Source organism: Lentzea sp. NPDC004782 (genome assembly GCF_040609115.1).
In the GTDB taxonomy this organism is placed as follows: Bacteria; Actinomycetota; Actinomycetes; order Mycobacteriales; family Pseudonocardiaceae; genus Lentzea.
On sequence record NZ_JBEXJN010000001.1, the window covers coordinates 243,811 to 258,751 of the forward strand.

The 14,941-nt window shown below is 69.0% G+C and carries 14 protein-coding genes; 10 read left to right on the forward strand and 4 right to left on the reverse strand.

Annotation, left to right across the window (positions count from 1 at the left end):
• Positions 1 to 5: 5 nt before the first annotated feature.
• A complete protein-coding gene (locus tag ABZV40_RS01150) occupies positions 6 to 1,529 on the forward strand; it encodes a serine hydrolase domain-containing protein (RefSeq protein ID WP_355433923.1) in 1,524 nt (507 codons plus the stop codon).
• Here ABZV40_RS01150 and ABZV40_RS01155 read toward each other — a convergent pair.
• The gene (locus ABZV40_RS01155) at positions 1,512 to 2,849 is read right to left on the reverse strand and encodes a PLP-dependent aminotransferase family protein (RefSeq protein WP_355433925.1); all 1,338 of its coding nucleotides are present in this window, start codon (positions 2,847 to 2,849) and stop codon (positions 1,512 to 1,514) included. The two genes, ABZV40_RS01150 and ABZV40_RS01155, sit on opposite strands and share 18 nt — an antisense overlap.
• A gap of 50 nt (positions 2,850 to 2,899) precedes the next feature.
• Here ABZV40_RS01155 and ABZV40_RS01160 point away from each other — a divergent pair, with 50 nt between their 5' ends.
• From ABZV40_RS01160 to ABZV40_RS01170, 3 genes are all read left to right on the forward strand, one after another.
• The gene (locus tag ABZV40_RS01160) at positions 2,900 to 3,346 is read left to right on the forward strand and encodes a carboxymuconolactone decarboxylase family protein (protein WP_355433927.1); all 447 of its coding nucleotides are present in this window, start codon (positions 2,900 to 2,902) and stop codon (positions 3,344 to 3,346) included.
• Positions 3,347 to 3,463: 117 nt separating this feature from the next.
• Positions 3,464 to 4,384, forward strand: a complete 921-nt coding sequence (locus ABZV40_RS01165; protein WP_355433929.1) for a MurR/RpiR family transcriptional regulator — start codon at positions 3,464 to 3,466, stop codon at positions 4,382 to 4,384.
• The gene (locus tag ABZV40_RS01170) at positions 4,381 to 5,292 is read left to right on the forward strand and encodes an N-acetylmuramic acid 6-phosphate etherase (protein WP_355433931.1); all 912 of its coding nucleotides are present in this window, start codon (positions 4,381 to 4,383) and stop codon (positions 5,290 to 5,292) included. Before ABZV40_RS01165 ends, ABZV40_RS01170 begins: the two co-directional genes overlap by 4 nt.
• 95 nt (positions 5,293 to 5,387) lie before the next feature.
• Here ABZV40_RS01170 and ABZV40_RS01175 read toward each other — a convergent pair whose 3' ends face one another.
• Positions 5,388 to 5,828 carry an Lrp/AsnC family transcriptional regulator gene (locus ABZV40_RS01175; RefSeq protein WP_355433933.1) on the reverse strand — a complete coding sequence of 147 codons (441 nt, stop codon included), beginning with the start codon at positions 5,826 to 5,828 and terminating at the stop codon, positions 5,388 to 5,390.
• 106 nt (positions 5,829 to 5,934) lie between these two features.
• On the opposite strand from ABZV40_RS01175, the gene ABZV40_RS01180 reads away from it, so the two are divergent.
• Complete coding sequence (locus ABZV40_RS01180; RefSeq protein ID WP_355433935.1) at positions 5,935 to 6,750, forward strand: tryptophan 2,3-dioxygenase family protein; 816 nt, start codon at positions 5,935 to 5,937, stop codon at positions 6,748 to 6,750.
• Positions 6,747 to 7,847: a kynureninase gene (kynU, locus tag ABZV40_RS01185; protein WP_355433937.1), complete on the forward strand. Its 1,101-nt coding sequence runs from the start codon at positions 6,747 to 6,749 to the stop codon at positions 7,845 to 7,847. Before ABZV40_RS01180 ends, kynU begins: the two co-directional genes overlap by 4 nt.
• Here the strand turns inward: kynU and ABZV40_RS01190 are convergent.
• The gene (locus ABZV40_RS01190; protein WP_355433939.1) at positions 7,837 to 8,565 is read right to left on the reverse strand and encodes an oxidoreductase; all 729 of its coding nucleotides are present in this window, start codon (positions 8,563 to 8,565) and stop codon (positions 7,837 to 7,839) included. The two genes, kynU and ABZV40_RS01190, sit on opposite strands and share 11 nt — an antisense overlap.
• 259 nt (positions 8,566 to 8,824) lie before the next feature.
• Between ABZV40_RS01190 and acs the strand changes: the two genes are divergently transcribed.
• The 4 genes from acs (at position 8,825) to ABZV40_RS01210 (ending at position 13,466) form a co-directional block, all read left to right on the forward strand.
• Positions 8,825 to 10,807 (forward strand): acetate--CoA ligase, encoded by a 1,983-nt coding sequence (acs, locus tag ABZV40_RS01195; RefSeq protein WP_355433941.1) that lies wholly within the window; start codon positions 8,825 to 8,827, stop codon positions 10,805 to 10,807.
• 126 nt (positions 10,808 to 10,933) lie between these two features.
• Positions 10,934 to 12,100: a Na+/H+ antiporter NhaA gene (gene nhaA, locus ABZV40_RS01200; protein ID WP_355433943.1), complete on the forward strand. Its 1,167-nt coding sequence runs from the start codon at positions 10,934 to 10,936 to the stop codon at positions 12,098 to 12,100.
• On the forward strand, positions 12,097 to 12,552 hold the full coding sequence (locus ABZV40_RS01205; protein ID WP_355433945.1) for a phage holin family protein: 456 nt from the start codon (positions 12,097 to 12,099) through the stop codon (positions 12,550 to 12,552). Before nhaA ends, ABZV40_RS01205 begins: the two co-directional genes overlap by 4 nt.
• On the forward strand, positions 12,549 to 13,466 hold the full coding sequence (locus ABZV40_RS01210) for an alpha/beta hydrolase (RefSeq protein WP_355434121.1): 918 nt from the start codon (positions 12,549 to 12,551) through the stop codon (positions 13,464 to 13,466). The genes ABZV40_RS01205 and ABZV40_RS01210 overlap by 4 nt, the downstream gene beginning before the upstream one ends.
• On the opposite strand, the gene ABZV40_RS01215 is transcribed toward ABZV40_RS01210, so the two are convergent.
• Positions 13,438 to 14,925 carry an FAD-dependent oxidoreductase gene (locus ABZV40_RS01215; RefSeq protein WP_355433947.1) on the reverse strand — a complete coding sequence of 496 codons (1,488 nt, stop codon included), beginning with the start codon at positions 14,923 to 14,925 and terminating at the stop codon, positions 13,438 to 13,440. The genes ABZV40_RS01210 and ABZV40_RS01215 overlap by 29 nt on opposite strands.
• Positions 14,926 to 14,941 lie beyond the last annotated feature (16 nt).

Sequence of the window (14,941 nt, forward strand, 5' to 3'; positions counted from 1 at the left end):
ACGTCATGCTCATCCCCGCACTGGCCGTCGCGGTCGTGACGGCCGTGATCCCCGGTCACTTCGACCAGCCCCAGGACGGGTTCGCGCACCCGTGGACGACCCTGCGCGAGTCCAACCCGTACTGGGCCAACCTCGACCCCGAACCGATCAACGCGGCCCTGCGTCAGCTGCGCGACTTCCAGAAACCGCAGGCCAACGGCAAACCGCTGTTCGCCGGCGCCGTCACGATGCTCGTGCACGACGGCAAGATCGTCACGCACGACCGCACGGGCTACGCCGTTCTGTACAAGGACCAGCAAACCCAGCTGCCGGAAGAAGAACGCGTCCCGATGCAGCAGGACACGATCTTCGACCTGGCCTCGGTCTCCAAGCTCTTCACGTCGATCGCGGTGATCCAGCAGGTCGAGCAGGGCCGGGTGGACATCGACGAGAAGGTCGCCACCTACCTGCCCGAGTTCGGCGTGAACGGCAAGGAGAACATCACCGTCAAGCAGCTCCTCACACACACGAGCGGCCTCGAACCGTTCATCCCGTTGTGGAAGCTGTACCCGGACATCCCGTCACGCATCAAAGCGGTGATGGACGTGAAACCGAAGTCCACGCCCGGCACGACCTACGTCTACTCCGACCTGAACCTGATCACGCTCGGCGAGCTGGTCCACAAGGTCAGCGGCAAGCGCCTCGACGAAGCCGTCCGCGACGGCATCACCAAGCCGCTGAACATGAAGGACACCGGCTACAACCCGAAGGCCCGCAACCGCACCGCCGCCACGGAGTTCCAGACCGCGCCACCGCGCGGCATGGTCCGCGGCGAGGTGCACGACGAGAACGCGTGGTCCCTCGGCGGGGTCGCCGGCCACGCGGGCGTTTTCGGCACGGCCGAGGACCTCGCGATCCTCGGCCAGACGATCCTCAACGGCGGCACCTACGGCGGTCACCGGATCCTCACCGAGCACTCCGTCGAGCTGATGCTCACCAACTTCAACCCGCAGTTCCCGGACGACGCGCACGGCCTCGGGTTCGAGCTGAACCAGCGCTGGTACATGGGCGGGCTGAGCGGCCCCGGCACCGCGGGCCACACCGGCTACACCGGCACCTCGCTCGTGATCGACAAGGCCTCGCGGTCGATCGCGATCCTGCTGACCAACCGCGTGCACCCGTCCCGCGACTGGGGCAGCATCAACCCGGCCCGCCGCGCCGTCACCGACGGCCTGGCGAACGCGCTCGCGGTCCAGTCGCGCGGAAAGCAGTGGCGGGCAACGACTTCCGGCGGCACGCTCGTCGCGGAACGGCCGGTCGAGGTCTTCGTCGACGTCGACAAGGGCGACAAGCTGACCGTCCAGCACTGGGACGGCACTCAGTGGCAGGACGTCCGCACGATCACCACCACTGAACGCCGATGGGTTGCCACGGAGCAGACGAAGACGCGGTTCGTCTACACCAAGGCAGGCCAGTACAACGGCCGTGGCGTCTATGTGCACGCACGTGGCGATGTCACCGCCGAGGGCTGGTCACCGGCACGCCGCTAGCACCTCGGTGAGGAACGGGAGCGCCCGTGGGAACGCGGGCGCTCCGAAGCTCACCACGATCCCGCGCCGGTCGTCGTCGCTCCGCTCGTGCCGGAACCACGAGAGAGGACTGACCTCGATCCCGCGTTCGCGCGCCGTCCGCACGATGGCCTCTTCGTGTGGTGTGTCGAGCACGGCGTGCATACCTGCCGCGATGCCGGACACCTCGGCGTACGGCGAGACGGCCTCGACGAGCCGGTCGCGCCGCCGTTGGTACTTCAACCGCATGCGCCGCACGTGGCTGTCGTACGCGCCGGACGCCAGGAAGTCCGCCAACGTCAGCTGATCCAGCATGCTGATGTACTGCTCCCGATCGGTCTTCAACGCCAGAACCTGGTCCACGAACCGGTCCGGCAGCACCATCCACGCGATCCGCAACGCCGGTGACAACGCCTTGCTGGACGTGCCCAGATAAGCCACATGCTCTGGATCAAGCCCCTGCACGGCCCCGACCGGTTGCCGGTCGTAGCGGAACTCACCGTCGTAGTCGTCCTCCAGCACAAGACCGCCCACGCGCCGTGCCCACTCCACCGCCGACGCGCGGCGCCGTGGATGCAGAGGCCCGCCCAACGGGAACTGGTGCGCCGGCGTCAACACGACCGCACGCCGGTCATCGGGCAACTGTTCGGTGTTCGCGCCGTGGTCGTCCACCGGCAGTGGCACCGTCGACTTCCACAGCGACCGGTGGACCGGCAGCCCGTAGTCCTCGACGACGACCGGTGGCCTGAGCAGCCGGTTGAACATCCGGACGGCGTCGGCGAACCCCGAGCACACCACGATCCGTTCGGGATCGGCCCGCACGCCGCGAGCCCGCGCCAGGTACTCCGCGAGCGCCGTGCGCAGCTCGATCCGCCCCTGCGGGTCACCGGGTCCGAACGCCTCCGACGGCGCCGCCATCAGCGCCCGCCGGGTCGAGCGAACCCATTCCGTGCGCGGGAACTCGGTGATGTCCGGCGTGGAGACCGTCAGGTCGAACCGCACGTTTGGCTCGGCGGTCCGGCGGGTGACCGGCGGTGGCGGCGCGACCCGTTGCGCCACAACGGTTCCGGAACCCTGCCGCGCGGTCAGCCAGCCCTCGGCGACGAGCTCCGCGTACGCCTCGGCGACGGTGTTGCGCGCGATCCCGAGGTCGGCGGCGAGCGACCGCGAGGCCGGCAGCCGCGTCCCCGCGGGCAGCCGCGCCGAACGGACCGCCTCCCGCAGCGACGCCGTCAACCGCTGCCGCAGACCACCGGGACCGGACAGGTCCAGGTGGAAGTCGAGATTGGCCCACGATTCCACGATCGAATTGCACCACGACCATGGCCAATCCGCGCCATAGGTTTGTTCGCATGACGAACCGCATCGACCTCGCCAAGAAGGCCCCGAAGGTCTACCGCGCCATGATCGCCCTCGACGCCGCCGCCCGTGAGGGCCTCGACGAGCAGCTGGCCGAGCTCGTGCGCATCCGCGCCTCCCAGCTGAACCACTGCGCCTACTGCCTCAACATGCACACCGTCGACGCCCGGAAGGGTGGTGAGTCCGAGGCGCGCATCTACCTCCTCAACGCGTGGGAGGAGGCCGGGGACATCTACACCGAGAAGGAACGGGCCGCGCTGCGCCTCACCGAGGCGATCACCGTGCTGAGCAGCCACGAGTACGTCAGCGACGAGGTCTACGAGCAGGCCGCGAAGCACTTCGGCGAGGAGGAGCTGGCCCAGCTCATCGCGCTGATCCTCACCATCAACTCGTGGAACCGGATCGCGGTGTCGACGCGGAAGAAGCCCGACGTTCGGTGACCTTCCGCCGACACGCCGCCAGACATTCGAGCCGATGGAGTGACTTTGGGACACAGTTGGGGTGAGTTCCGCCCACACTCCGTTGACCCTCGGAGTGGCGGTTAGTAAGTTTCCCACGTGTCCACTGAGAGCAGTGCCGAGTCCAGTCCACTGGTGAAGATCCGGTCGTTGCTGCCGGGTCTCGCGCGCGCCGAGCAGCGCGTCGCGAAGGTGGTGCTGGAGAACCCGGCGACGGTCGCGCACCGCAGCATCACCGAGGTCGCCGAGCAGGCGGGCACGAGTGAGACCACGGTGACGCGGTTCTGCAAGGCCATCGGCGTCGGCGGCTACCCGGAGCTGCGCATCGCGCTCGCCGCCGACACCGCTCGCAGCGCCGCCCGTGCCAACCACGACATGGGCGGCGACATCGGGCCGGGCGACGACCTGAAGCAGGTCGTCGGCAAGGTCGCGTTCGCCGACGCCCGCGCCGTCGAGGAGACCGCTGAGCAGCTCGACGTCGAGTCGCTCGGCAAGGTCGTCCAGGCCGTCGCGGGCGCACGCCGCGTCGACGTCTACGGCTTCGGTGCTTCGGCTTTCGTCGCCTTCGACCTGCAGCAGAAGCTGCACCGCATCGGTCGCACCTGCTTCGCCTGGAACGACACGCACATCGCGCTGACCTCGGCCGCCGTGCTGACCGGCGAGGACGTCGCCGTCGGCATCTCGCACACCGGCTCGACCGTGGAGACGGTCGAGGCGCTGCGCGTGGCGAAGGACGCCGGCGCCACCACCGTCGCGCTGACGAACTTCCCGCGTTCGCCCATCACCGAGGTCGCCGACCTCGTGCTGACCACGGCCGCGCGCGAGACCACGTTCCGCTCCGGCGCGATGGCGAGCCGCATCGCTCAGCTCACCGTCATCGACTGCCTGTTCATCGGGGTCGCCCAGCACCACGTCGACACGGCGAAGACCGCGCTGGAGGCGACCTACGAAGCGGTGTCCGGTCACCGGCTGGGCGCGAGACCAGATGGCCGTCGGCGGCCGCGGGAGACGACTAAATGATCTCCCCCCGGAACGGTGTGGTGGTGCGCGTGGAATCTCCGACCGAGCAGCGGAACCCTCGCACGACGGACATCGACCGGGTCTCCACGATCGACGTGCTGCGCATGATCAACGACGAGGACCGCACGGTTCCCGCCGCGGTCGCCGCGGCACTGCCGGAGCTGGCCCGCGCGGTCGACCTCGGCGTCACGGCGATCATGTCCGGCGGCCGCGTCCACTACGTCGGCGCCGGCACGTCCGGACGGCTCGCGACGCTGGACGCCGCCGAGCTGGTGCCGACGTTCAACGCTCCTCCCGACTGGTTCGTCGCCCACCACGCGGGCGGCTCCGAGGCGCTCGTGCGCGCGGTCGAGGAGGTCGAGGACCACTCCGGCGCGGCCCAGATCCGCCGCTCGGCGACCGCGAAAGACCTGGTCGTGGGCGTGACGGCGTCCGGGCGCACGCCGTTCGTGATCGGTGCGCTGGAAGAGGCGCAAGCGCTTGGCGCCCACACGGTGCTGGTGTCGAACAACGCCTCGGTGCCGATCACGCCGGACGTCCTGGTCGCGCTCGACACCGGCCCGGAGGCCATCGCCGGGTCGACCCGGATGAAGGCGGGCTCGGCGCAGAAGCTGGTGCTGACGTCGTTCTCGACGGCGGTGATGGTCAAGCTCGGCCGCACCTACTCGAACCTGATGGTCAGCATGCGGGCGACGAACGCGAAGCTGCGCGGCCGCACGATCCGGATCCTGCACGAGGCCACCGGGCTGGCCGAGAACGACTGCGCGCGGGCGCTGGCCGACGCGGCCGGTGACCTCAAGGTCGCGCTGGTGCACCTGCTCTCAGGCGTACCCACCGAACGCGCGGCCGCCGCCCTGAAGGACACGAAGGGCCACGTCCGCAACGCCCTGACCCGCCTGGCCGGCTGATTTCCCGCTTTTCCAACTGCACGCGGGGACCCTACGTACTCTCCTGGGATACGTAGGGTCCCCGCGTGCAGTCGGAAAACACGAACGGGTGATGGCTAGCCGGGTAGCACTGGGCGCCATGGGATGGGTGTCGAGAGGACCATGGCGCTCGACGTCTCGCCGTGTGTGGCCAGGCGGACCAGCAGCCGTTCCAGTTCGACGATCGACGTTGTGACGACCTTGACGACTGAGCAGATGTCGCCGGTCAGGCGGACCACCTCGACCACCTCGGGGAGATCGTCGAGCAGCTCGGGGTGCACCGTGATGCACCGCGGGCCGTAGCACTTCATGCGCACCAACGCGACGACCGGACGTCCGACGACGGTGGGGTCCACCACGGCCCGGTACCCGGTGATCGCACCCATGTTCTCCAACCGACGGACCCGTTGGGCGACCGTCGGCGGTGAAACGTGCACGCGGCGTGCGAGCTCGTTGTACGAAAGGCGCGCATCTTCTTGGAGGGCCTCCAAGAGGGCCTTGTCGACGTCGTCCAGCATGAACGCAAAGCTACTCCGCGATCTGGTTTGCGTTCGGAAGAAGTTCGGCCCGAACGCCTTTCGTCGTCCATTCAGGTGGCGGGCCGTTCGAGCGAGGATTGACGGCATGAGCTGCCCCGTGTCCCCCAAGCTGGATTTCGGCGGCACCACGCCGTACGAGGACTACGTGCACGCGTCGGTGCTGCACACCCTTCAACAGCAGTGGTCCAAAGATCCCCGCGAGATGTCGTTCCTGGTCATCACGCAGGTCATGGAGCTGTACTTCGGCCTGCTCTGCTTCGAGTGGCGGCAGGCCCAGACGGAACTTCGCGCGGACGACCTCAAAGCCGCCGTGCGCACGCTCAGGCGCTCGGACCTGCACCTGCAGGCGTTGTCGGCGGCGTGGCGGCCGATCGCGCGCATGACGCCGACGGAGTTCAACTCGTTCCGCGACGCGCTCGGCGAGGGCTCGGGCTTCCAGTCGGGCATGTACCGCGAGATGGAGTTCCTGCTCGGCGAGAAGTCGGCGTCGATGCTCGTGCCGCACCGCGCGGTGCCGGCGATGCACGCACAGCTGGAGGAGTCGCTCAGCAAGCCCTCGCTGTACGACGACGTGCTGGCCGCGTTGAAGCGCAGGGGTTTCGACATCCCGCAGGACGTCCTCGACCGCGACCTCACCAAGGCGTACGAGCCCTCGGCGGAGGTCGAGCAGGTGTGGGCGCAGATCTACCGCGGTGACGACCGCGACCTGCTGGAGCTCGGTGAGGCGCTGACCGACATCGCCGAGGAGTTCGCGCGCTGGCGCTACGACCACCTGCTCGCGACCCGCCGTTCGATGGGCGCGAAGGTGGGCACCGGCGGGTCCGCTGGTGTTGCCTGGTTGGAGAGGCGCACCCAACGAGCGGTGTTCCCCGAGCTGTGGACCGCCAGGAGCTACGTGTGAAGCGCGAGCTGTTCGACCTTCCCGAAGGCGTCATCTACCTCGACGGCAACTCGCTCGGCGCACCGCCGAAGCACGTCGCCGAACGGATGCAGGAGGTCGTGAAGCACCAGTGGGGCACCCGGCTGATCAGGTCGTGGAGCGAAGGCTGGTGGGAGGCGCCGCAACGGATCGGCGACCGGATCGGCCGGCTGATCGGGGCCGCCGAGGGCCAGGTCGTCGTCGGCGACTCGACGTCGGTCAACGTGTTCAAGGCGTTGATGGGGGCCGTGAAAGGCACCGGCCGCACGGAGATCGTGTGCGACGAGTCGACGTTCCCGACCGACGGCTACATCGCGCAGTCGGTGGCCTCGTTGACGGGGTTGAAGATCCGGGCCGCGCGTCCGTCCTCTTTGGAGCTGACTGACGACACCGCCGTGGTGCTGCTCAACCACGTGGACTACCGGACCGGCGAGCTGCACGACATGAAGTCGCTCACCGAGCAGGCGCATGCCGTTGGGGCACAGGTGGTCTGGGACCTCTGCCACAGCGCGGGCGTGCTGCCGATCGAGCTGGACGCGCTGAACGTCGACTTCGCCGTCGGCTGCACCTACAAGTTCCTCAACGGCGGCCCCGGCTCCCCCGCGTACATCTACGTGCCGAAGCGCCGGCAGGCGACGTTCGAGAACCCGTTGTCCGGCTGGAACGGCCACCGGGAGCCGTTCGCGATGGCCGCGGGCTACGAGCCGGATCCCGGCATCGTCCGGGCGCGGGTCGGCACGCCGGACATCCTGTCGATGCTCGCGCTCGACGCGGCACTGGACGTGTGGGACGACGTCGACCTGGCCGAGCTTCGGCAGCGCGGTCTGGCACTGACCGCGTCGTTCCGCGAGCACGTGGAGAAACTGACCTCGTTGGAGGTCATCACCCCGGAAACCCGCGGCAACCAGATCTCGGTGCGCTGCCCGGACGCCAAAGCCGTGATGGACGAGCTGATCGCACGCGGGGTCATCGGCGACCACCGGCCGCCGGACATCCTGCGGTTCGGGTTCGCGCCGCTCTACGTGACCGACGAGGACGCGATCAAGGCCGCGGAAGTCCTCGCGGAAGTCATCCGGTGAGTGCGGCGTCCGCGATGCTCTTCGCCTCGCGGGCGCCCGCCTCCAAGGCCGAGCAGACGAACAGGATCCACTGAGCCAGCCCGTCGGGCTCTCCGGACGCGAACGCCACGGACGCGGCCTCGTACTCGGCGGATCGGCGCAGGCACGCCACCTCCGGCACGCCGAGACCCTTGGGGTCGAGACCGGTGGAGATCGACGTCAGCCGCGCCGCCGCCCGTGCCACGACACCGTTGGCGACCTCGAACGGCGCCAGGCCGAGCAGTTCACCGTGCACCACCGCGACCAGCACGGGCGCCGGGACGGACGTGCCGCCGGTGACCAGCGAGCCGAGCAGGTCCAGCCGCTGCGACACGTCCGGCGAGACCCGCGGACGACCGACGTCAGAAGACAGGTCCGCGGCGGCGAGGACGTGCAACCGCGCGAGGGCCTGCAACGGCGCGCGCTGCCACGTGCCGACGAGTCCGCCCAGGGCCTCGGCGACCCGCAACGACCCGGCCAGCACGGGATCGGAGACCTCACCGGACTCCGGGATCTCCGTCGGACCGCCCTCCAGCGCCGCCGACGCACGGGCCGCGCGCACGGACGCCTCGGCCGCCGTCGTGGCCCAGCCGCGCAAGTTCACCCGATGGCGGTGCACCTGGAAGACGGCGTCCTTGGCCGCGTTCGCGGCGTCGGCCACACCAGGCAGAGAAAGCAGCGGAGCAAGCGGATCGGTCACGGTCGCGCAGAGTACCTGACCAGGTGAAACGCGTGATCCAGCTCACTGGCGGGACCGTTGAGCGCGCAACTTCGCCCGTTCAACGCGCCACACGTGCTTCAAGCAGACAAAACGGGTTACACAATGACAGCCGTGTAACCAACCTCCCACGATTGGTCTGAACCTTTTTGGGGAGGAGCCTGTTGGAAGTGAACTGGCTCGCACTACGGTCAGTACCCGCACCTTCAACCGGTCTGGATTTTCCAGGAGGTCTCGCACCATGACGCAGTCGCCAGGCCAGGGCCGAGCTCTGGACAACCTGCTCACGGAGAGCAGGACGTTCCCGCCCTCCGACGAGTTCGCGGCACAGGCGAACGCGAAGCCCGAGCTGTACGAGGAGGCGAAGGCCGACCGCGAGGCGTTCTGGGCGAAGCAGGCGGAGCGGCTGCACTGGGACACCAAGTGGACGCAGGTGCTGGACTGGTCGAACGCGCCGTTCGCCAAGTGGTTCGCGGGCGGCAAGCTCAACGTCGCCTACAACTGCGTGGACCGGCACGTCGAGTCCGGCCACGGCGAGCAGGTCGCGATCCACTGGGAGGGCGAGCCCGGTGACTCCCGCGCCATCACCTACGCCGAGCTGCAGCGCGAGGTCTCCAAGGCCGCGAACGGCCTGAAGTCGCTGGGCATCGGCGCCGAGGACCGCGTCGCGATCTACATGCCGATGGTCCCCGAGGCGATCTTCGCGATGCTCGCGTGCGCGCGTCTCGGCGCGATGCACAGCGTCGTGTTCGGCGGTTTCTCCGCGGAGGCGCTGCGCACCCGCATCGAGGACTCCGAGTGCAAGCTCGTCATCACGACCGACGGGCAGTACCGCCGCGGCAACCCGGCGCCGCTCAAGCCCGCCGTGGACGAGGCCGTCGCGGGCGCGCCGTCGGTGGAGAAGGTGCTCGTCGTCAAGCGCACGAACACCGAGGTCGCGTGGACCGACAAGGACGTGTGGTGGCACGAGCTGGTGGACGACCAGTCCGACGTGCACACCCCGGAGGCGTTCGACTCCGAGCACCCGCTCTTCATCCTCTACACCTCGGGCACCACGGGTAAGCCGAAGGGCATCCTGCACACGTCCGGCGGCTACCTCACGCAGACGTCGTACACGCACTACAACGTCTTCGACCTCAAGCCCGACACCGACGTCTACTGGTGCACCGCGGACATCGGCTGGGTCACCGGCCACAGCTACATCGTCTACGGCCCGCTGTCGAACCGCGTCACGCAGGTCGTCTACGAGGGCACGCCGAACACCCCGCACGAGGGGCGCCACTGGGAGATCATCCAGAAGTACGGCGTCTCGATCTACTACACGGCGCCGACGCTGATCCGCACGTTCATGAAGTGGGGCGCGGACATCCCGGCCAAGTACGACCTGTCGTCGTTGCGCGTGCTGGGTTCGGTCGGCGAGCCGATCAACCCCGAGGCGTGGATCTGGTACCGCGAGAACGTCGGTGGCGGCAAGGCCCCGATCGTCGACACGTGGTGGCAGACCGAGACCGGCGCGATCATGATCTCGCCGCTGCCCGGCGTGGTGTCGACCAAGCCCGGTTCGGCGCAGCGCCCGTTGCCCGGCATCGGCGCGAAGGTCGTCAACGACGACGGCGTCGAGGTTCCGCACGGCGGCGGTGGTTACCTCGTGCTGGACGAGCCGTGGCCGTCGATGCTGCGCGGCATCTGGGGCGACGAGGAGCGCTACAAGGACACCTACTGGTCGCGCTTCGCCGAGCAGGGCTTCTACTTCGCCGGCGACGGCGCCAAGTACGACGACGACGGCGACATCTGGCTGCTGGGCCGGGTCGACGACGTGATGAACGTGTCCGGCCACCGCATCTCCACCACCGAGGTCGAGTCCGCGCTGGTCTCGCACCCGACCGTGGCCGAGGCGGCCGTCGTCGGCGCGTCCGACGCGACCACCGGCCAGGGCATCGTGGCGTTCGTGATCCTGCGCGGCGGCGCCGGTGACGAGGCCGGCGGCGCCGAGGCGATCAAGGCGCTGCGCGACCACGTGGCCAAGGAGATCGGCCCGATCGCGAAGCCGCGGCAGATCATGGTCGTGCCGGAGCTGCCCAAGACGCGGTCCGGCAAGATCATGCGCCGCCTGCTGCGCGACGTGGCCGAGAACCGCGCCGTCGGTGACGTGACGACACTGGCCGACTCGTCGGTCATGGACCTGATCTCGGCGGGGCTGCAGTCGGGCAAGTCCGAGGACTGATCAGCGCAAACGTGACGGGCGTCCTCGGTGGAGGGCGCCCGTTCGCGTTAAGATCGCGTCAGGGTGAGCCGGGAAGTCTGGTCGGCACGAGGACTTCGTGTACCCGCTGACCGCCCTGGGAGCCCTGTGTCGCGCAAGAAGGCAGTTGTCGCCGAGTTCGCCCGCTACCTCCGCACGGAAACCGTCGGTGGCATGGTCCTGCTCGGGGCTACCGCGATAGCGCTGATCTGGGCCAACTCGCCGTTGTCCCCCTCCTACTTCGGGCTGCGCGACCTGCACGCCGGACCTCTGACCGTCGGTGAGTGGGCGACGGACGGACTGCTCGCCATCTTCTTCTTCGTTGCCGGGCTTGAGCTCAAACGCGAGCTCGTGGTCGGGGAGCTGTCGGAGTTCAAGGCCGCGATCCTGCCGGTGGTCGCGGCGATCGGCGGCATGATCATGCCCGCGTTGATCGCGTTGGCGATCGGCTGGGGACAGCCGGGGATCGAGAAGGCGTGGGCGATCCCGGTGGCCACGGACATCGCGTTCGCGCTCGGCGTGCTGGCGATCACCGCGTCCGGGTTGCCGTCGAGCCTGCGGGTGTTCCTGCTGTCGTTGGCCGTGGTGGACGACCTGGGCGCGATCGTCGTGATCGCGATCCTGTTCACGACGAAGTTCAACCTGCTCGCGGCGGGCGCGGTCGTGCTGCTGCTCGCGCTGTACTGGTTCCTGCAGCACAAGAGGATCACCACGCCGTTGCTCTACGTACCGATCGCGGTGGGCACCTGGTGGTTCATGCACGCGTCAGGCATCCACGCGACGATCGCGGGCGTCGCGCTGGCGTTGCTGACGAGGGTGAAGCGCGACCCGTACGAGCAGGAGGCGCCCGCGGTCCGGTTGGAGCACCGGCTGCAACCGTGGTCGGCGGGAGTGGCCGTGCCGGTGTTCGCCCTGTTCGCAGCGGGCATTCCGGTCGGCGCCGATGCGTTCGGGAAGCTGTTCGCGGACAAGATCGCGATCGGCGTGATCACCGGGCTCGTCGTCGGCAAGGTGATCGGGATCGTGGGTGCGTCGGGGCTGGCCGTCTGGTTCAAGGCGGCGGTCTGGCCGTCAGGTGCGGGACCACGGGACATCGTCGCCGTGGCCACGCTCGGCGGCGTCGGGTTCACGGTCAGCCTGCTGATCGCCGAGCTCTCCCTCGATGAGGCCGAGACCGCGAAGGCCGCCGTGCTGATCGCGTCGATGATCTCCTCACTGCTGGCCGCGGTGTTGCTCATTCGCCGCAGCCGCGCACATGGCACCATGTCCGAGTGACCACCAGGGAGCACATCGCGTCGATTCCGCTGACCGCAGACGACCCGACGGCCGAGGCGTCGATCGGCGGCCTCGTCCGTGACGCGACCACGCACATGTCGACTCTGGTCAGAGCAGAGTTCGAGCTCGCGAAGGGCGAGGTCGTCGCCGAGGCCAAGAAGGGTCTCAAGAGCGGCGTCTACTTCATCGTCGCGCTGACGGTGCTGTGCTTCAGCCTGTTCTTCTTCTTCATGTTCCTCGGCTACGGGTTCGCCGACTGGTTCGGCTGGGACACGTGGGGCGGCTTCCTCCTGGTGTTCGGGATCATGCTCGCGACCACCGTGCTCTGCGTCTTCCTCGGCATCCGCAAGGCCAAGAAGATCAAGGCGCCGGAGAGGTCGATCGCGGCCGCGAAAGACACGGTCGCGGCTCTCACGCACCGTGACGTCAACAGCAGGGGCGACGACAACTGAGCCGCAAACCCGACCCGTCGGTGGTGCGGGTCGCGGGTCCGTGGACGCACCGCGACGTCTCGGCCAACGGCATCCGCCTGCACGTCGCCGAACTCGGCGACGGACCGCTCGTGCTGCTCCTGCACGGGTTCCCCGAGTTCTGGTGGTCGTGGCGGCACCAGCTGACGACGCTGGCGGAGGCCGGGTACCGCGCGGTGGCCGTCGACCTGCGCGGGTACGGCGACTCGGACAAACCACCGCGCGGCTACGACGGCTTCACGCTCGCCGGTGACATCGCCGGCCTGATCAAAGCGCTCGGCGCCCAACGCGCACACCTGGTGGGGCACGCGTGGGGCGGCGCCACGGCGTGGACGGTCGGCACGATCCACCCGCGGCTGGTCTCGTCGATCTCGGTGCTGGCCGCGCCGCACCCGCTCGCGATGCGGCGGGCGTTCCGCCGGCATCCCCGCGTGAACTCCCACGTGCTGCGCTTCCAGCTGCCGATCTACCCGGAACGCTGGCTGACCGGCGAGAACGCGATGCAGGTCGCCCGGCTGCTGTCCGCGTGGTCCGGCCCGAAGTGGCGGTCGGCGCCCGAGTTCGACGAGGTCATCCGCCGCTGCCGGCAGGCCATGATGGTGCCGGGCGTCGCCCACAGCGCGATGGAGTACTACCGCTGGGCGGTGCGCTCGCAGCTCCGCAGCGACGGCCGCCGGTTCACCGAAGCCGTCGACAAGCCGGTGCAGGTGCCGGTACTGCAGATCCACGGCGCGTTGGACCCCATCAGCCTGGAGTCGTCGGCACGTGACTCCAGGTCGTGGCTCGGGCCGGGATCGGAGTTCCGGGTCCTGCCCGAGGTGGGGCACTTCCCGAACCAGGAAGCGCCCCACACCACGAGCAGGTTGATCACCGAGTTCCTGCGGAAGTCGAGCTGAACGCGGCCTTGAGCGCGACCGCCGGGTCGTTCGGCAGGTCCGTCGAGCGCCAGGCGATGTAGCCGTCCGGCCGGACCAGCGAGGCGCCCTTTTCGGACAGTCCGAACACGTCCAGCTGCTCGACCCGTTCGTACTTCACGCCTGCCTGCTGTGCCGCCTCCTCCCACTGCGGGTGATCGGCGACGAGCACCCAGCCGCGCCCGAACAGGTCCAAAGTGGACTTGCCGGGCTCGATCCACGCGTGCGGCGCACGTGTGCCCGGCTGACCGTTCCACTGCTCGGGGAGCCGGGCAGGTGGCAGCTCCGGCCCCGCGTCGAGCACCGCGTCCGAGCGGTAGAGCATGCCGAAATGCATGGCGTTGTTGTCGTACAGCGGCGCGTCCTCCGGCCGGCTGTCCCGGTTGTGACCGTCGTTGCGCGCGAAGATCTGCTGGTGGCACAGCGACGCGACGGGCCGCCGTTCCGCGTCGTAGGTGTCCAACAGGGACGGTCGTGACTCGCCGTTGAGCACCGCGGCGAGCTTCCACGCGAGGTTGTGCGCGTCCTCGATGCCGACGTTCGCCCCGAACCCGCCGCGGCTCGGCGGCAAGGTGTGCGCTGCGTCGCCCGCGAGGAAGATCCGGCCCTTCGAGTACTGGTCGGCGACACCCGCGCTGATCGTCCAGCGGCCCGTCGTGACGATCTCGACCTCGACGTCGTCCAGGCCGATCGCCTGGTGGATCTTGGCAAGCAGCTCGGCCTCGGTGTACTCGCGGTCGTCGAGCATCAGGACCCAGCGGCCGTCGCCGTAGGTGGTCAGGAAACCGACGCCATCGACCACGAACTGGCCGATGCCGTCCTTGAGGTACTCGTCCAGCGGCGCGCGGAACAGCACGCTGCGGGAGGTGTGCATGAACCCGCGCCCGGTGCGGGTGATGCCGAGCGCTTCCCTGATCGGGCTGCGGTGGCCGTCCGCCGCGACCAGGTAGTCGGCCCGGATCTCGTACGGCTCGCCGTCACCCTGCACGATCGCCGTGACGCCGTCGCCGTCCTGGGAGAACTCCAGCATCCGGGTGCTCATCCGGATGTCCGCGCCGAACGCGCGGGCCTTGTCCCGCAGGAACGGCTCCATCCGGTCCTGGGCCACTCCGACGCCCTTGCTCGGCGAGTACTCGACGTCGGAGAGCTCGGCCGGTGGCGACCAGAACGTCTCCTCGAACCGCTTCCCGACCAGGCTTTCGCACCGCACCCGGCGGATGCCGAAGCCCTTGCCCGTCCTGCCCTCCGGGAGCTCGCCCTCCAGCCCGGTCGCCCGCAGCAACTCGCCCACCCTGGAGTTGAAGCCGACCGCCCGCGGGTGCGGTGAACTGCCCGGATGCTTCTCCACCAACGTCACGTCCACGCCGCGCCAGGCCAGGAACACCGCGGCCGACGTGCCCGCCAGCCCTCCCCCGACGACCAACACCGAAGTCTTCTTCATCTCATCCCCTCAATAC

Bases quoted from the DNA above. Each gene is read 5' to 3' on its own strand.
- ABZV40_RS01150 (WP_355433923.1), top strand. From the start codon at position 6: ATGCTCATCCCCGCACTGGCCGTCGCGGTCGTGACGGCCGTGATCCCC.
- ABZV40_RS01160 (WP_355433927.1), top strand. From the start codon at position 2,900: ATGACGAACCGCATCGACCTCGCCAAGAAGGCCCCGAAGGTCTACCGC.
- ABZV40_RS01170 (WP_355433931.1), top strand. From the start codon at position 4,381: ATGATCTCCCCCCGGAACGGTGTGGTGGTGCGCGTGGAATCTCCGACC.
- ABZV40_RS01175 (WP_355433933.1), bottom strand. From the start codon at position 5,828: ATGCTGGACGACGTCGACAAGGCCCTCTTGGAGGCCCTCCAAGAAGAT.
- ABZV40_RS01180 (WP_355433935.1), top strand. From the start codon at position 5,935: ATGAGCTGCCCCGTGTCCCCCAAGCTGGATTTCGGCGGCACCACGCCG.
- acs (WP_355433941.1), top strand. From the start codon at position 8,825: ATGACGCAGTCGCCAGGCCAGGGCCGAGCTCTGGACAACCTGCTCACG.
- ABZV40_RS01215 (WP_355433947.1), bottom strand. From the start codon at position 14,925: ATGAAGAAGACTTCGGTGTTGGTCGTCGGGGGAGGGCTGGCGGGCACG.